Annotated in this window: 14 protein-coding genes and 1 pseudogene; 3 read left to right on the top strand and 12 right to left on the bottom strand. The window is 40.7% G+C overall.

The window, feature by feature from the left end:
* Nucleotides 1-71 precede the first annotated feature (71 nt).
* A complete protein-coding gene (gene xylA / locus B9Y89_RS09595; RefSeq protein ID WP_085523016.1) occupies nt 72-1,397 on the bottom strand; it encodes a xylose isomerase in 1,326 nt (441 codons plus the stop codon).
* A 399-nt stretch (nt 1,398-1,796) separates the two neighbouring features.
* Between xylA and B9Y89_RS19380 the strand changes: the two genes are divergently transcribed.
* Nucleotides 1,797-1,883 carry an endo-1,4-beta-xylanase gene (locus tag B9Y89_RS19380; protein ID WP_254901294.1) on the top strand — a complete coding sequence of 29 codons (87 nt, stop codon included), beginning with the start codon at nt 1,797-1,799 and terminating at the stop codon, nt 1,881-1,883.
* Nucleotides 1,884-2,087: 204 nt separating this feature from the next.
* Here B9Y89_RS19380 and B9Y89_RS09590 read toward each other — a convergent pair whose 3' ends face one another.
* Together B9Y89_RS09590 and B9Y89_RS09585 are read right to left on the bottom strand one after the other, a co-directional pair.
* The gene (locus tag B9Y89_RS09590; protein WP_085523015.1) at nt 2,088-4,265 is read right to left on the bottom strand and encodes a type IA DNA topoisomerase; all 2,178 of its coding nucleotides are present in this window, start codon (nt 4,263-4,265) and stop codon (nt 2,088-2,090) included.
* 14 nt (nt 4,266-4,279) lie between these two features.
* Nucleotides 4,280-5,173 carry an ROK family protein gene (locus B9Y89_RS09585; protein ID WP_085523014.1) on the bottom strand — a complete coding sequence of 298 codons (894 nt, stop codon included), beginning with the start codon at nt 5,171-5,173 and terminating at the stop codon, nt 4,280-4,282.
* Nucleotides 5,174-5,463: 290 nt separating this feature from the next.
* Between B9Y89_RS09585 and B9Y89_RS09580 the strand changes: the two genes are divergently transcribed.
* Nucleotides 5,464-6,087: a YesL family protein gene (locus B9Y89_RS09580; RefSeq protein WP_085523013.1), complete on the top strand. Its 624-nt coding sequence runs from the start codon at nt 5,464-5,466 to the stop codon at nt 6,085-6,087.
* Nucleotides 6,088-6,195: 108 nt separating this feature from the next.
* On the opposite strand, the gene B9Y89_RS09575 is transcribed toward B9Y89_RS09580, so the two are convergent.
* The 4 genes from B9Y89_RS09575 to B9Y89_RS09560 form a co-directional block, all read right to left on the bottom strand.
* Nucleotides 6,196-8,307 (bottom strand): glycoside hydrolase family 52 protein, encoded by a 2,112-nt coding sequence (locus B9Y89_RS09575; protein ID WP_085523012.1) that lies wholly within the window; start codon nt 8,305-8,307, stop codon nt 6,196-6,198.
* Nucleotides 8,308-8,332: 25 nt separating this feature from the next.
* On the bottom strand, nt 8,333-9,154 hold the full coding sequence (locus B9Y89_RS09570) for a carbohydrate ABC transporter permease (protein WP_085523011.1): 822 nt from the start codon (nt 9,152-9,154) through the stop codon (nt 8,333-8,335).
* 16 nt (nt 9,155-9,170) lie between these two features.
* Entirely contained in the window at nt 9,171-10,049 is an 879-nt protein-coding gene (locus B9Y89_RS09565; protein WP_085523010.1) for a carbohydrate ABC transporter permease, read from the bottom strand.
* 92 nt (nt 10,050-10,141) lie between these two features.
* Nucleotides 10,142-11,452, bottom strand: a complete 1,311-nt coding sequence (locus B9Y89_RS09560) for an extracellular solute-binding protein (RefSeq protein ID WP_085523009.1) — start codon at nt 11,450-11,452, stop codon at nt 10,142-10,144.
* Between the two features lie 158 nt (nt 11,453-11,610).
* On the opposite strand from B9Y89_RS09560, the gene B9Y89_RS09555 reads away from it, so the two are divergent.
* Nucleotides 11,611-12,801 (top strand): ROK family transcriptional regulator, encoded by a 1,191-nt coding sequence (locus tag B9Y89_RS09555; protein WP_085524691.1) that lies wholly within the window; start codon nt 11,611-11,613, stop codon nt 12,799-12,801.
* Between the two features lie 105 nt (nt 12,802-12,906).
* Here B9Y89_RS09555 and B9Y89_RS18800 read toward each other — a convergent pair.
* The 5 genes and pseudogenes from B9Y89_RS18800 to B9Y89_RS09535 form a co-directional block, all read right to left on the bottom strand.
* A pseudogene (locus B9Y89_RS18800) lies at nt 12,907-13,002 on the bottom strand (D-mannonate oxidoreductase); the annotation flags it as partial.
* A gap of 73 nt (nt 13,003-13,075) precedes the next feature.
* Nucleotides 13,076-13,726 carry a ThuA domain-containing protein gene (locus B9Y89_RS09550; protein WP_085523008.1) on the bottom strand — a complete coding sequence of 217 codons (651 nt, stop codon included), beginning with the start codon at nt 13,724-13,726 and terminating at the stop codon, nt 13,076-13,078.
* Nucleotides 13,727-13,728: 2 nt separating this feature from the next.
* Nucleotides 13,729-14,874 (bottom strand): Gfo/Idh/MocA family protein, encoded by a 1,146-nt coding sequence (locus tag B9Y89_RS09545; RefSeq protein WP_085524690.1) that lies wholly within the window; start codon nt 14,872-14,874, stop codon nt 13,729-13,731.
* Nucleotides 14,875-14,897: 23 nt separating this feature from the next.
* Nucleotides 14,898-15,866, bottom strand: coding sequence for a sugar phosphate isomerase/epimerase family protein (locus tag B9Y89_RS09540; RefSeq protein WP_085523007.1), 969 nt, complete (start codon nt 15,864-15,866; stop codon nt 14,898-14,900).
* A gap of 71 nt (nt 15,867-15,937) precedes the next feature.
* Nucleotides 15,938-16,999: a Gfo/Idh/MocA family protein gene (locus tag B9Y89_RS09535; protein WP_085523006.1), complete on the bottom strand. Its 1,062-nt coding sequence runs from the start codon at nt 16,997-16,999 to the stop codon at nt 15,938-15,940.
* Nucleotides 17,000-17,450: the final 451 nt, after the last annotated feature.

The following is a 17,450-nucleotide window of genomic DNA, read 5'->3' as shown; positions in this document are numbered from 1 at the left end:
ACACCTCCAAAAAATTTTCCATATCATTAAAAAGGGCGGGTACGGCAATCATCCTGTACCCGCCCTCTCACTTATCTCAAAGATTTTCCGCCATGTATATATTGATTGAGCACACCACGAAGTCTTTCCTGGTGTCCTGACTTATTTATAATATTGGCATCTAGCGCGTGGGCCTCAAGCTTGTGGAAATCGGTTTTACCATTTACAATATCAAGACCAATCCCTCCCGTATAGCTATGATACCTCTCTTTAACAGCCGATTCCAATACACGGTCATCAATGAGTTGTTGGGCTACTCTTAATCCGTGCGCAAACGTGTCCATACCGACAACATGGGCATAAAGTAGATCAATAGGTTCAAATGAGGTCCGGCGCACTTTCGCATCAAAATTCAGACCACCAGGAGCTAATCCACCATTTTGCAAGACTTCATACATTGCTAGTGTGGCCATATAAATATCGGTCGGAAATTCGTCCGTATCCCAACCCAACAACATGTCGCCCTGGTTCGCATCAACAGACCCTAAAATATGATTAACACGAGCATAATGCAATTCATGTTCAAATGTATGACCTGCAAGCGTCGCATGATTCGCCTCAATATTAATTTTAAAATGATCCGCTAAATCATATTTTTGTAGAAAAGCATAGGCACTAGCGACGTCATAATCATATTGGTGCTTCATCGGTTCCTTCGGCTTAGGTTCAATTAAAAACTGACCCTCAAACCCAATCTCTTTGGCATAATCTAGCGCCATATGATAGAAACGAGCGAGGTTATCCAACTCGAGGGCCATATCAGTATTAAGCAACGTTTCGTAACCTTCACGGCCGCCCCAGAATACATAGTTTTTCGATCCAAGCTCTTTAGCAACTTCAAGACCTTTTTTAACTTTGGCGGCCGCATAAGCATACACATCAGCATTGCTAGAAGTTGCCGCCCCATGCATAAAACGTGGGTGACCAAACATATTGGCTGTATTCCATAGCAATCCAATTCCCGATGATTTCATTTGCTCTCTGAAAATCGCAACGATCTCATCAATATTCTTATTGGTCTCGCGAAGATGACTACCTTCTGGGGCAATGTCAACATCGTGGAAAGCAAAAAACGGTACGCCAAGTGTTTCAAACAGCTCGAAACCTGCTTCAGCACGCGCCTTGGCTGCATCCATACCTGTATACTGTTCATTCCACGGACGGTTCATCGTCGGATTCCCAAATGGATCCGATCCATCCATTGTCAATGTATGCCAATAAGCAACAGAAAAGCGTAGCCATTCTTTCATTGGCTTACCAGCAATTTTCTCCTCTGGATTGTAAAATTTGAATGCGAGTGGATTGTTAGATTCAATTCCTTCATATTGAATTGGATTAACATTAGTAAAATAACTCAATTGATTCACCTCGATTTTTATAATCAACTTATCTCGTCGCCCATATCATTTCTTTACGCCTTCACCACATGTCCCCAACTAGAACCCCTCATTTGTTAACCGCTTACACAAATGACCTATAAAATATAACTGGATCGTGATAATCATTTCTAAATTTTATATAATTTAATCGTTGAACAAAGTGTATCTAAAAAGTGTTTGATTGTCAATCGAATAGCGGGATTTCTAGCTACAAGATCGTCTCCATCATTATTTACTGTTGGACCTTTGTTAGTGTGCTTTTCCTTCAAACTAAGGTATCCAATTAAATTATACATTGTTTGTACGATATATAAATTAAGTGAAGAACATTGCATAATATATAGAGGTTATAAAGTACTCGTTTATTTAGAGGAGGATATGAAATTACGCTTCCATACCCTTGTCTGGCTTCAACAGGTTCCGAATTGGTTCTTCCTTGATAAGGAAGAGAAGAAAATGAAATAGTTAAGGAAACAGATCATTAACAACAAAAGAAAAACAAAAACTTCTGCTTAAACGGCTCAGAAAGTACATCAAAGCAGTGGTCAAATTATTAATTTTTTGGCTAAGCCCTGCTCCTGCGGGGCTTTTCTGTTTTGACTTAAATCTTTTCTGGAAATCGGTCTATACCAACAATACTTTTACCATTCTACATCCATCTCTCACAGTTTATTTTTGTGTGGATCGTTTTGACGAATGCTTTTTGTTATTGTTAAATTCAAATGTGACCTTTCCAGCTTTGGCATCTTCCCAAACGATATAAGCATTAAATGTTTTACCGTTTTTGCTTTTAAATCCCTTTATAAGATTCGTCTTTCCTTTTTCTAATAGCTTTTTGACATTACTTTTAGAAAGATTTTTATTTGCTAGTTTTTTAGGAAGGGTGAAACGACACCCTTGATGATAGCCTGTACAACCATAGAAAGATTTCCGATCAACAATATGCCCTTTTTGGCATGACGGACATGGTGCAATGGTATCTTCCAATTTTAGATCCACTGTTTGTTTTTCGATATCGATGCTATCAATCGCTTTCGTAGCTTGTTCAATTAATGCATGACAAAGCTTTTTGGCATTCTCAACAAAAGTGACTTTCGATTTGTTTCCATTACCAATCTCTTTTAAGAATAGTTCCCATTTTGCTGTCATTTCCGGTTTCGCAAGGATCGTTCCCTGCACAGATTCACAAAGGATTTCACCCTTCTTCGTGACAAAAACACTATTCTTTTTGACTTCAATAAACTCTCGTTTCAAAAGGGTTTCGATAATTCCAGAACGCGTTGCTTCAGTTCCAAGCCCCTCGACTTCGTTGAGAGCATTTTTCATGTCTTGATCATTAATGTGTTTTCCGGCTGTTTTCATTAAGGTAATGAGCTGTCCTTGAGTATATGGCTTGGGCGGCTTCGTCATGCCCTCTTTGACTGTAGTTTCAGCTTCAGCCACTTGACCTTGGTAGACCTCAGGCAACTTAGAACTGCCTTCCTCATCTTCTGCCTGTTCAGTTGAATCATTCTGGTATAGCCTCTTCCAGCCTAAACCTTTTTCTTTTTTTCCTTTGGTGAAGAATTGAGTTTTTCCGATAGCGGTTGTAATGACCGTTTCATCATAGACATAGTCTTCCATGAATATCGCTAAAACACTTTTAACAATGGCCTCATAGACGACTTTTTCTTCAGTCCGAAATGACTGAAAGGTGTTGACATCAACGATTTTTTCCGTCGGAATCATCGCATAATGATCACTGACCTTATCAGGGTTAACATATCTTTTGGACGGTTTTGTTCTTGTTGGCTCAAATGATAAATGAAAACACGCTTGATAGTTAGATAGACGGTTTTTTAAGTATGAAAATTCCTCATTGGTGATATGTTGGGAATCAGTTCGCGGGTATGAAATATACCCCTTTTCATACAACCTTTGGGCAGTCTTTAACACCTGATCAGGACTGTATTTGTTCTTCTTATTAAGCACGGATTGCAATGTCGATAAGCTATGTAACTTCGGGGCTGGTATGCGTTTTTCTTTCACTTCAACACTTTTAATCGTGGCTTCGTAATGATTTTGATCGGGTTGAATGTCCGGGTGTACGTCTTTGAAAAGTTCTTCTTGAGATTGAAAGCGTCCTTTCATTTTCCCTTTATATGTGCCATTGGATACGGTAAAATGAGCCGTTAATTCAAAGAATGGCTCTGACTTAAACTGTTCTATCTCTTTATGACGGTCATAGATGAGTTTAAGGACAGGTGTTTGCACACGGCCAACACTGAAGACATCACGAATGCCTTTTTTCTGAAGCAAAAGTGAATATAAACGACTCGCATTTAAACCGACAAGCCAATCACTGATTTGCCGTGCCTGAGCTTCATGATAAAGATTAATCGTCTGTTTACCATCCCGTAGTTCGGAAAACCCCTTCTTTATAGCACTCTCCGTTAAAGAAGACGTCCACAGGCGTTTCACCGGTTTCTTAGCACAACCTGACATCATGATAAGAAGGCGTGCAATATTTTCTCCTTCCCGGGCAGGGTCCGTGCCAATAATAATTCCATCAGCTTCATTAAGAAGCTCCTTAACAACCTTAAATTGTTTGTTCTTATCAGACATCACCTTATACTCAAATCGTTCCGGCATCATGGGCAATTGTTCTAAAGACCATTTTCCCCATGATGCATCGTATTCACCGGGAGTTTTCAATTCAACAAGGTGGCCAATCGCCCAAGTCACTTTTGCACCCTCCGGAAACTCTTTACATGCATCAATAGTGAGAAAACCGTTTCCCTTTTTATGTGTGAATGGAGCGGCTAATTTCCTAGCTTGATCCGGTTTCTCCGCTAAAATGACAACCATCTAGAACCCATCCTTTATTCAGCGCTTTTATATGGACGACCTGCCACTTGTTTTGCTAATACAAGGCCACCTGTGATACCAGCTTGATCCCCCAGACCGGGAGAAACGATATATTCATCAATTTGATCAGTGACTTCTGGAAAATCAAAGTAACCATTTAATAGTTCTTGAAACTTGCTTCGAATCAGCGGAAAAAGCTGAAACTGTTTCATGACGCCGCCACCCAGTATCATTTTCTTCGGTGATAGAATCATGGCATACTGAACCAATGCCTGCGCAATATAATAAGCTTCAAGCTCCCAAACCTCTGGACGATCTGATAAATCCATCCCCTTTTTCCCCCATCGCTTTTCAATAGCTGGACCTGCCGCCAAACCTTCAAGACAGTCTTTATGATAAGGGCAATTACCTTGATAATCATCATCTGGATGTCTACGGATCAGAATATGCCCCATTTCCGGGTGGGATAGACCTTGCAATACTTGACCGCGGACGACTGCTCCAGCCCCAATGCCTGTACCAACTGTTATGTATAAGCAGCTATCCAAGCCTCTGGCAGCTCCCAATGTCGCTTCACCTAAAGCAGCAGCATTCACATCAGTGTTAAAACTAATTGGAACATCCAAAGCAGACTGGATGGTTTGAACCAACGGATAATCCCGCCAATCTAATTTTGGCGTCGATGTGATATGCCCATAGGTATAACTTTGGGTTGCAATATCAATCGGACCAAAGGAACCAATACCAATCGACTTCAATTGATATTGGCGGAAAAAGTCAAGGACTTGTGGCATTGTTTTCTCTGGTCGTTCCGTATTCATTTGCGTCGATGTTATAATCTCACCATTGTCACGGCCAACCGCACAAACAAATTTCGTGCCGCCAGCTTCAATCGAACCGTAATACATAACCTCACCCTTCCACACTTTTTTTATAATAATTCTATTATATCGTTTTTATTTTAATGTGAAAGAGAAAAGCGAGAAGTCAAGCAGCGATTAAAATCACAAAAAAGAATGCCTCTCGTCAACTATTTTATTAGTTTGTATAATGCATAAATTAAGGTTTATAATACAACTAGTTATTGATTTTGATAGCAAACGCTTTATCCCTTAAAGCATGCTAATATCTTTTCTTGCCGTATTATAGAAGGGACCATAAAGTAAACAGTCAAGTCTTCAGTTATGGGGGAGTATTCGTGAATCATGCCAGCGGGGTCATCTACAATGCCATGGAATGGTTAACAAGATTTGCATATATCAATCTTTTATGGGGGCTGTTTTCATTACTTGGAGGATTGATCTTTGGTTTTTTTCCTGCTACAACAGCTATGTTCACCCTTGTCCGAGAATGGCTTAAAGGAAATGCTGACATTCCAATTTTTCCTTCGTTTTGGAAGCATTATAGGTCAGAATTTATAAAAAGCAATCTCTTAGGTCTGTTTATTGCTTTGATAGGTATTATGATTTATATCGATGTTCGGTACATTCAACTCAGTCTGAATACAATGGCATTGACATATATCCCTTTGTTCGCTTTTATGTTACTATTTATTTTATTTCTGCTTTATATTTTCCCGGCATTTGTCCATTATGATTTAAAAGTACCTCAGGTGATTAAAAACGCCTTTTTTATTATGTTAATTCATCCCCTGCATAATTTATTTATGGTTATCAGTCTAGTAGCTATCTTTTTCGTTATGAAAGCCATACCCGCATTAGCGTTTATTTTTGGGGGCAGTACATATGCATTTATTACTATGTGGATGTGCTTAAATGCCTTTAACAAAATAAGCCGAAAAGCACATGATAAGCAAGTCTAAAATTGCTTAATTATGTAGAGATCAATCGTAAATATAAATAAACCACCACACTTTCCTATTTGTTACTCACGGAGAATGCGGTGGTTTTATTATTACTAGTAAAAGTACTTATGGATGACTTTCTTCTAGCCAAAGGATGCTAGTGACACCTCTAGGGTAATACTTACTGCCTGTTATCTCTCCCGAGATGATTTGGTCGCTCCAGCTCCAAACAGACAGCTCTGGATGTGTTAACCATTTGACGTGAGCTGCGTCGGCCCGTGCTCCCTGCTTATCGTCATATTTTAAAATCTCGCGGGCAATAAACTGGCTTAAGTAGACTTTGCTGAGCCATGAATTATGACTCGTCGATGAAATCTTCCAACCACCGTCTTCGAATAAACAGACGCCTTCTTTTAACACCGTCTTCAGATGCTTTTTAAGTACGTTAATATACTCGCCAAATCGTCCGTTAGGGTCAAGCGCATCGTGATTGTTTGTATAATAAGGGAAGATCAGCCCTTCGATTGCCGGAATAATTCGAGAATCATTATTTTCACCGATGACAGCAGGAACATAGCCTCCAGATGTGACATTGTTAACGATGGTTTTAGCACTCCGGTCCGCCTGGGTTCCAGCCAGTTCAGCAAGCCCTACCTCACCGTTGTCACGGAAAATTTTCTCTAATGCAATGTAGGATGCCCATATTTTCCCACCAAGATAAATGTTATTTCTCGATTGCCCTAATGAGACGTCAAGACTATCGTAGGTTGTAATTTCAGCTCCTCCCATTACCCGAGAAGAATCAAGGCCCATAAGCCCGTTACGCTTGTCAGGCTCAGGATGATCTCTATTCAACAAGCTATCAAAGCACTGTTTTAAAATAGTCACATTCGCTGAAAGCCACTTTTCATCTTTCGTTTGTTCGACATAAACGGAGGCCGTCAATATCCAGTTGACAAGCTGCTCGTGAGTCATATGCGAGAAGCACCCGTCTATACCATAGAGTTCATACGCTGAATAATGAGGTCTGCTTATGGTATTGGCAACACCCATATCATGCGTAAAACTGATTCCGCCGGGATATAACTTGTTATCATTAGGAAAACGGACTTGATCCTCATAACTAAAACGCTCAACAAACATATCAAGCTCATTTTTAACCGTCCATGGGTTCATTTTCAGCTCAAAGAAAAGTTGATCAACGGTTAAGTCGAAGGTATTCATCATCCGGTATTCACCTTCATTAACAATCCAAAATGGTTGACCCTCCCGCTCAAGCAGTTGGGTACATCCATAGTAACTCCGAATCGAATGAGCCATCATAAATTTTTGATCATCAGATAATTTGGCGTCCTCCAGCATCCGGTTAGCCTCTATAGCTCTCTCTTTTATTCTATCAAAATGATCTAAGGCAAAAGTGGCGACTTCTTCAATATTCGCAAAATACTTCGTGTAATAATAGGAAGCATCCATACCAGCCGTTGCGATACCTCCTCGGTGGAAGCAAACCGCAAATTGATAAGTCGCCTTTTCTCCTGCTGGAACATCCATAACCAACGAACCTATTGATCCAAGCCCAAAGGTCCAATTTTCTTCGTGTGGTGTATCCAATATATTCTCCATACTAAATTGCATTGCTGAACGTGCATCCGCCTTTGATGCCGCAATGGCCGTTAATCTTCCTTCACCAACACCTGCCAAATCAGCTACATCATCCAGCCTCCGCATCGAGCTGTAGGGATCACTTCCTTCATAGCCGAAAAATGCTCGACGACTTTTTTCCCCTTTGGTATTATCAATTGTTAATTCTGCTAATACTGCGGGAACTAACGTTAATTTTAACTCATCATCACTTGCTGTTTTCGGTTCTTCAACAGGATGGACTTGGGAATAGATTGTGTACGTTAGATCCCCCACTTTCCAGGTATCGGTACCTAGTTTAAAATCACGTTCAACGTCCTCTTTCAAAAAGGGATGAATGATGTCCGGCTTTTCAGGATCCGGATCAGGATTTTCAATATCATAGCGTGCACTTTCATCTGTATAAGAACCAAAGAAAGGCAGCGTTTCGTAAATACCTTCTTTGTCTGGAGACTCAACGCCTATATATACATTCTTTCGCGGAGATCTTCCTAGTTCTAAATCCAAGCCACCGCCATCACCGAGAAAGCCTAAGGTAAAACTAGAAAAAGAGCCGATCGGTGAATGATGGGCATTAAAAAAATGATTTTTAACCACATTATCCCTTCCTTCTATAAATTGATTAGCCTTTTACAGCACTTTGAGAAATCCCTTCGACAACTTTGTTACTGAAGAAGATAAAGGCAACCAAAATGGGCAATACACTTATAATTAAAGTTGCCCCAATGGCACCCCAGTCTGTCATGTACTGACCGATGAAATTCTGAATCCCTACTGTCAGTGTTTTAAATTTGTCCGAACTGATAAATGTGTTCACAAAGACAAATTCATTCCAGTTGTAGATCATATTGATGATCACAGTTGTTGACATAACCGGTGTGGTCATCGGCAAAATGATACGGAAAAACAAACGGTGAATCGAACACCCATCAATAATGGCAGCTTCCTCTATTTCACGCGGTAATGTGTAATAAAATCCAAGCAAGATCATCATGGTAATCGGCAAATTGTAGGCCGTATACGTGATGACAATAGATAAAGGATTGTCAATCAGATTGACATTTGAAAACATATTAAATAGTGGAATTAACGCAGAGTGAACTGGAATCATCAGCCCAACCATGAATAAACCAAGAACGAAAGAACTAAGTTTCCAATGCATCCGGGTAATCGCAAACGTCGCCATACTTGCTAGCAATACCGTTAGAATAATGGCTACTGCCGTGATCCATACACTATTAAAGAAGTAAACACCGATGCCGCCTTCCCAGACCTTTAGATAATTCCCCCATTGCGGATCCGTTGGTAAGGCAAACGGCGCTCCTGAAAAAATTTCACTGTTGGTTTTCAGTGAAAACATAAAGAGCCATATTAAGGGGAATATTTGAAATACTCCGACAAGAGCAAGACAAAGATATAACACGCCATAACCAACACGTCCCATGACAAGCACCTCCCTGTTAATACTGTATTTCTTCATCAGAAGCCGTTAATTTACGAATAATAACCGTCACAATTAATGTGATAATCAATAATAGAAAGCCAATAGCACTACCATAACCGAAGTTATAGCTGTCAAAAGCTAGTTTGTACATATAAGAAGCCATCACGTCACTAGCGCCATTGGGGCCGCCACCTGTCATGACGTAAATGAGATCAAAGTACTTCAAAGAACCGACAATGGCGAGCACAATTGTGACCTTCACGATTCCCATAATGAGAGGTATCTTAATTTTATAAGCAATTTGGAACGCAGAAGCACCATCGATTCTAGCGGCTTCTATTAATGAATTCGGTATGTTCTTTAACGCAGCATAATAGATTAAGATGTAAAAACCTGCGTACTGCCATAGGATCGGGATAAAAATGGCATATAAAACAATAGAAGGATCGGCTAACCAAGTCGGAGGACTATCAATGCCAACCGCCCTAAGAATACTATTAAGCATGCCGTTCGTTGGATTATAAACTTTAATCCAAAGCTGAGCAATCGCTACTGATGACAATAGCATGGGAATTAAATAGATTTTTCTAAGCAAATCCGCCCCAGTAATTTTGGAAGCTAAGATCAATGACACCGCCAAGTATAAAATTAAACTAAGTGTGGAAAACAATGCTAACAAAAAGGAGTGAAAGGCACTCTCCCAGAAAGCACCATCTTGGATCGCCTTTATATAATTATCGAGACCAATGATCTTCATGGTGCCAATACCATTCCATTCCATAAGCCCGTAATACCCCGTCAATATTAGTGGGATAAATATCAGTACAGCAATTAACAGCAATGCAGGAAGAACATACAAAGTAATCATCCATTTATTAGACATCACTTGTTTCATGGATCCAACCCCCCTATCAATATCAAATGGAAAAGGACACTCCAAAAAGGAAATGCCCTTTCCATTCGCATTGAAAAATTTAAAAACAGCTGCTATTTGTCTTTCGAAATGGCTTCTTCTTGTTTCTTCGCAAACTCTTCTGGTGTTATCTCACCACCGAACAGTGCTTGAATTAAATCAAGATGGGTCTGAGCTACATCAGGGCTCATTTGTACGTCAGCAAATAGCGTAAGATTGTTGGCTTGGTTCAAATCCTTTAATACATCTGTGTACATCTGAGGAAGGTCAAGTCCATCACTATTAACTTTTGTTGCCGGAATCACCCCTGCTTCAGAGACAGATTTTTCACCCCATTGCTGTACAAAATACTTAGCGAACGCTTTAGCTTCTTTTTTAACATCCGAATTTTGCGAAACAAACAATCCAACACCAGGCCCACCTACAAAACTTTTCTTGTCGCCATTTCCATTGACCGTCGGAAACTTAAAGTAGTCGACAGAATCACGAAACTCTTGTGGCACGTCTTCATTCGTTGTGTAATTAGGTAAGTCCCAAGTGGCTATTAAGTACATGGCTGCTTGTCCATTCATAAACATACTTTTTGCTTCTTGGTCAGATAAGCCGTTAAAACCTTTGACGAAAGTCCCCATATCAACTAACTCTTTAACTTTACCCCCCGCTTTAACTAAGGCAGGGTCTTCAAAAGAACCGGACCCATTAATGGCTTTCTTTAATCCTTCCGGTCCCCCAAGTCTGTCCGCAAGATACATATACCACATTGAACCCGTCCATTTGTCTTTATTTCCTAATGCAACGGGTGCAACGCCATTATCTTTTAGAGTAGTAATGACATCCTTGAGTTCTTCATAAGTTTTAGGTGCCTTCAAATTATATTTATCAAAAATGGACTTATTGTAGAAGACAGTAGCAATATTTAACTCAAGCGGAAGACCATAAGTCTTACCGTCAACTTGATATGCTTCAGCTGTGCCAGACACAAATGAATCTTTTAAACCGTCATTAAGAACATTATCTAAAGGTGCAAACATGTCACCGCTTACATAAGGTTCCAAAAAACCAGCCGGCCAAGTCATACCAACATCCGGCAATTTATTAGAGGTAGATAATACTTTCAGCTTCTGCTTGTATTGTTCGTTATTTAAGACTTGAACATCGACATTAACATCCGTATGCTCCTTCTCAAAACCGTCAACAATTTCGTTAACAATTTCGTAATGGTCTTTGGAACTTCCTTCCGGCCATAAGTGCATAAATTCAATCGTTTTTTTATCGCCAGAGTCTGACCCACCGCCGGATGAACCTTCTGAACTTGAACAGCCAGCCACTAGTAACAACGTGGCGAAAATCATAAATACTAATGAAACCGCTTTCCTACTTCCCATAAAAAAAATCCCCCCTATAATTTTGATCACTAGCGATAGCTAGTTATTACTATGATTTTGAGTATATCAAACAACACATCATTCGTCTAGTGGATAAACAAAGTTTATTTTACTGTTCTTGTCTGATAAACTTAAAGAAACGGAAGAAAGAGATGAAAATGTCAATGAATCAAACTTGGAATCAATATGTCGTTAAGAAAGGGAATAAATCGTTAGTGTTGGAAACCATTAAAGATCGCTCTCCTATATCACGTGCAGAGACATCCAATTTGACGGGTTTAAATAAAGGGACAGTTTCCTCTTTAGTCAATGAATTATTAGAAGAACAGCTCATTTATGAATCCGGTCCTGGAGAGTCAAGTGGTGGAAGAAGACCCGTCATGCTGTTGTTCAATCAGTTAGCCGGCTATTCCATTGGCATTGATTTGGGTGTCAATTATTTATTTGGCATATTAACAGACTTACAAGGAAATATTCACCACGAAGAGAAGATTAAATTCAATCATTTGTCTTATGAAGGTATTCAGAGTAATCTGTTCCAAATGATCGATCGTCTCTTTAACTCAGCCCCGCCCAGCGCTTACGGAGTGGTTGGTATTGGGATCGGGGTCCCTGGTTCTGTCAGTAACAATGGAGAAGTATTGCTAGCGCCAAATCTAGGGTGGAAAAATATTGACCTGCAAAAAGTACTAGAGAAAAAATACAACCTTCCTGTGGTTGTTGCCAATGAAGCTAACGCTGGTGCCTACGGTGAAAAAAAATTCGGTATAGGTAAAGACTTTAATAATATCGTCTACGTCAGCGCAGGGATAGGCATCGGCACCGGGTTAATATTAAACGGAGATCTCTTTAAAGGCAACAACGGTTTTTCTGGGGAGCTAGGACATATGACCATTGAAGTAGGTGGGGCTAAGTGCCGCTGTGGAAATGAAGGCTGCTGGGAATTGTATGCATCCGAACAAGCTTTAATAACAAATGCAGAGCAGACCGGGATTCAACCACCTCATCATGCGGAAGAAATCACACTGGAACATTTATTGTTGTTAGCAGAACATGACAATAAACAAACCATTCAATTGTTTGAGACTATCGGCGATTACTTAGGTGTTGGCATTAATAATATCATCAATATTTTCAACCCTGATCAAGTGATCATTGGCAATCGAATCGCTTCGTGTCAACAGTGGCTTAAGGAACCGCTTAAACAACGAATAACCAATCAGACAATGTGGTTTCATCAGAAAGATCTACAAGTCGACTTTGCTCAACTATCAACTCATTCCACTGCTTTAGGTGTGGCCGCTTTTTCATTAGAAAATTTTTTAAAGGTTGATTTACAGCAACAATAAAAAAGACCGAGTTCAAACTGGAAAAAGTTTTATCCAGCTTGTATCTCGGCCTTCTTAGTACTCTAAATTTTCTTCTATAACGTCTGCATTTTTATTCATGCAAACTTAAACACCCGAATAAGCCATAAACCCCCCATCAACGGGGACACTAATACCTGTTACGAATCCACTTGCTTGATCATCAGCAAGCCATAACAACGTTAAGAACACCTAATCAACAGATATTTTTTAATGTTCAAGTCACCCGGAAACAGCAAATAAATTCACTCTCAATCTATTTTGCAGCCCATGTCATCCCTTTCCGCATTAACGTCATTACCTCTGGTTTTTTTACGACATCGGCCACATGGCCTAATGAGCAGTAATAGACTTTTCCCTTGCCCCAATATTTTGACCATACGACCGGTATGTCGATGGCCCCATTAGACGCATGGGGCCCTTCTGCAACTGGGAACCGCGTTGTGGCATGCACGTTAACAACGGGATCGACGTGCATATAATATTGTTCAGATGTTACAGTAAAATCCTCCATTCCTTCCGTCAGCGGATGATCAGGATCATTAATATGAACTTGATAGGTCACGCCATCATTACCAGGATGAGCGACCCATTGTCCACCAACCATAAACTGATAATCGGTTGCCATACGAAAGGAATCTCCTAAACCACCATGTAAACCGGCGAGACCCGTTCCCGATGCAACCGTGTCTAAAAGTGGCTGAAGCTGTTCGCGCTTAATGCTACCTTGTGTCCAGTTCGGTACTATTAAGTCATACGCCGTTAGGTCATCCTTTTCCAACGTTTCCAGCGTATCCGTAACATTAACATCAAAGTGTTCTTCTTTTAGAATACCGGTAAGAATATCAGCAACCTTCTCAGGTTCATGGCCCTCCCAGCCACCTTGAAAGATCAACGCTTGTTTCAATATTATCCGCCCCCAACATGATCAACTTTGACCCATTGTTTGGTTGTCTGAGATTGTTGAACCGCTTCGAGCACTGCTTGATTTTTGACACCTTCTTCAAAATCAGGCTTAGGCTGTGTTCCGTTTGTGATACCGTTCATCAATTCATAGATTAAATGAATAAACGTATGTTCATAACCGATAATATGTCCAGGCGGCCAATAGGCACCAGCATATGGATGCTGTTCCTCTGTACAATTAATGGTCCTGAACCCTTGAAGCCCAAGCTCATCATCAGCCAAGTACACCTCAAGATTGTTCATATTTTCAAGATCCCACCGTAGTGAACCTTTTTCACCGTTGATTTCAAACTTATTTTTGTTGCGATTACCCGCCGCAAAACGGGTGGCTTCAAATGTACCCAACGCTCCATTTTCAAATCGGGCTAAAAAGGCAGCCGCATCGTCAACAGTGACTTCACCTGTTTGTTCCCCATCGGATTGAGCATTAAGTCCGCCGGACATCTCCCCGAGGGGCCGCTCTTTAATAAATGTCTCCATCATGCCAACGACTTCTTGAATGTCACCGACTAAAAAGCGGATCAAGTCAATGCTATGGGCCCCAATATCACCGAGCGCCCCAGAACCGGCAGCTTCTTTTTTAAGTCGCCACACTAATGGAAAGTCAGGATCCATGATAAAATCTTGTAAGTAATTAGCTCTAACATGATAGATTTTTCCAAGTCGACCAGCTGCAATCAATTGTTTGGCGTATTGAACGGCAGGGGCAAACCGATAATTATGGGAAACCATGTGTACAACATTGGCTTTTTTTACCGCTTCATACATCCTCCGGGCTTCCTCTAAAGTTAATGCTAGTGGTTTTTCCGTTATGATGTGTTTTCCAGCCTCGGCCGCTGCAATCGCAATCTCGGCATGCGTATGATTAGGCGTAACAATATCGATGACATCGATATCATCACGGGCAATTAACGTTCGCCAATCCGTTTCATAAGAGGCCCAACCCATATCCTCCGCAGCAGCTTTAACTGCTGCTTCATCGCGTCCGGAAATCGCTTTCATTATAGGCTTAGCATCGGTGTCAAAAAAGAAAGGCAAATCTCGGTATGCATGACTGTGAGTCTTTCCCATAAATTGATAGCCTACCATACCGATTCGAACTTCCTTGTGCGTTACGCCCACCACATTTCACCAACCTTTTCCTTAATCAAGGCATTTTGTAGAAGGGCTGCCCCTTTTTTAAAACCTTCTTCAACCGACATTAAACTGTCTTCATGTTCAATGCTGACGACACCTTCATAGCCAACTAGCTGCAGAGCACTAATGATTTTCCGCCATGTTTCTTCACCGTGACCATAACCAATGGACCGGAAAATCCAAGACCGGTTAAGTTCATCACTATACGGCTTGGTATCAAGCACACCATTTGCTGCTGTATTTTGCTCATCAATGTTCGTATCTTTAGCATGGAAATGATATAACGCATCATGTTTTGCTAATTCTTTAATGCCTAAGATAGGGTCCATATTTTGCCAAAACAAGTGACTTGGATCAAAGTTGAAGCCAATATTGTCACCGCATGCATCACGCAATCGTAAACACGTTTCCGTATTATAAACAACAAATCCAGGATGCGGTTCAATAGCGACGCGGACACCATGTTCTCTTAAAAATTGGCTCTGTTCACGCCAATAAGGAATCACTTTTTCTTCCCATTGCCATCGGACAACCTCAGAATGATCCTCAGGCCATGGACATGTGACCCATACCGGAAAACGGGAATATTCGGATTCTCCAGGACATCCGGAAAAGGTATTCACCGTCTCAACACCCAATTTTTCAGCTAATAGAACGGTGTTTTGAAATTCTTCGTGATGACGATCAGATATTTCCTTATTAGGGTGGAGCGGATTGCCGTGACAACTCAACGCACTAATTTCTAAACCACGTCTTTCAATGGTATGCTTAAAAGCTTGCAATTGTTTGTCATCAGAAAGCAACGCTTCGGGTTTACAGTGGGCATCACCGGGGTAACCGCCCGTCCCAATTTCAACAGCCTCTAAACCTTGATTCACAATGATATCTAGCGCTTCCTCCAGTGGGCGATCACCGAACAGAACAGCAAAAACACCTAATTTCATCGACATTCACTCCTTGAATGATTGTATTAAATCTAGGGGTTATTCTTGGTAATGCAGTTGCGAAACAGTGTTTATACTTTTTCTTCCTTTCCAATCGTAACAGCTCTTCCGGATTCCGATGATTCATAGATGGCATTGATAATTTGTTGTAGATAAACACCTTCCTCTGGCGTACTAATCGGTTGTTGGTTACTTAAGCAATGATCAACAAACCGCTCAATTTGCAGCTCATGACCTCCTTTTTTCGGGAGATAGGACGGTGAAATATCAATCAATGTATCATGTTTTTCTTGATAAACTTTCAATGGAAAGACGTCTGCACCACCTTTGTCACCCATTAAAGACACGTTCATAACCTCGTGTTCCTCAACATTAGCCGCAAACGCTGTTTCCAATAAGATTGAAGATCCGTTCTTGAACGTAATCATCGCCCGTGCCATATCTTCAACAGAGAAGTTTTCCGAGTCCCAATCTCCTAGCAAACCGACGCCTTTACGATTGCCCAATTTTTGATAGGTGACGCCTAGCACTGTTTCAGGTTGAGGATAACCCATCAGATAAAGCGCAGTATCCAGCATATGCACGCCAATGTCGATCAAAGGGCCGCCCCCTTGGAGTTCTTTGTTTGTAAACACACCCCAACCCGGGATGCCGCGCCGGCGAACAGCTCTCACATTGGCCGCATAAACGGCACCCAATTCACCTGCATCAACAAATCGTTTTAGCGTCTCAACTTCGGGCATATGACGATAGTGGAAACCAAACGTTAATTTTTTTCCTGCTTTTTTGGCAGCTTGTTGCATCGATACAGCTTCTTCAACAGTCATTGCCGGCGGTTTTTCACATAGGACATGGCAGCCGGCATTAAGAGCCGCTAAAGTCGCTGGTTCATGAAACTTATTCGGCGTACAAATACTCACGGCATCTAATTCAATTTCTTCCAACATTTCCTTATAGTCTTCGAAAACATGTGGAATTGAAAACTTTTCCGCACATGCCTCAGCAGTTGCTTTAACAACATCGGATACGGCTACAATTTCAACTTTATCCTCACACTTGAGATAATTCGGTACGTGGACGCCTTGGGCAATCCCACCCGCACCAATTAATCCCACTCGCAAAACATTTGCCATGGGCATACCCTCCCTAATATGTAGCATTAAAACCTAAACAAGGTATTGGGAATAATTTAGCAGTTTCCTATGTTTATTAGCTATTCACCCAATAAATGACTGATATTTTCTTCGGAAACACCGGTAAGTAATGGTTCAGACGCTAACAAGTGTTTTAAAGCTACCATGCTATGGTTCAAAGTATTTAGAAACCCGAACACCATTCCTTACTCTCTTTATATAAAGCGCTTACATTAAAATGATATTTCTTCTGTAGCCCCAAGACTATATAATAATTTTAATATTTTGTATAATTTAATCATTAAACGAAGAATATCTAAAAATGACTCATTTGTCAATCCGATACTGGGATTAGACAATGTTTTTATCTATATACAACTTCAAATGAATGATTACCAATCCTTTCGTAACGACAGAGAATAGATAAACCCCGGAGCATCGCCCGGGAGAT

Origin of the sequence: Tuberibacillus sp. Marseille-P3662 (assembly GCF_900178005.1) — a bacterium.
Lineage (GTDB): Bacteria > Bacillota > Bacilli > Bacillales > Sporolactobacillaceae > Marseille-P3662.
The sequence above is the reverse complement of the archived record's forward strand: the minus strand, read 5'-3'. Positions and strand labels throughout refer to the sequence as shown.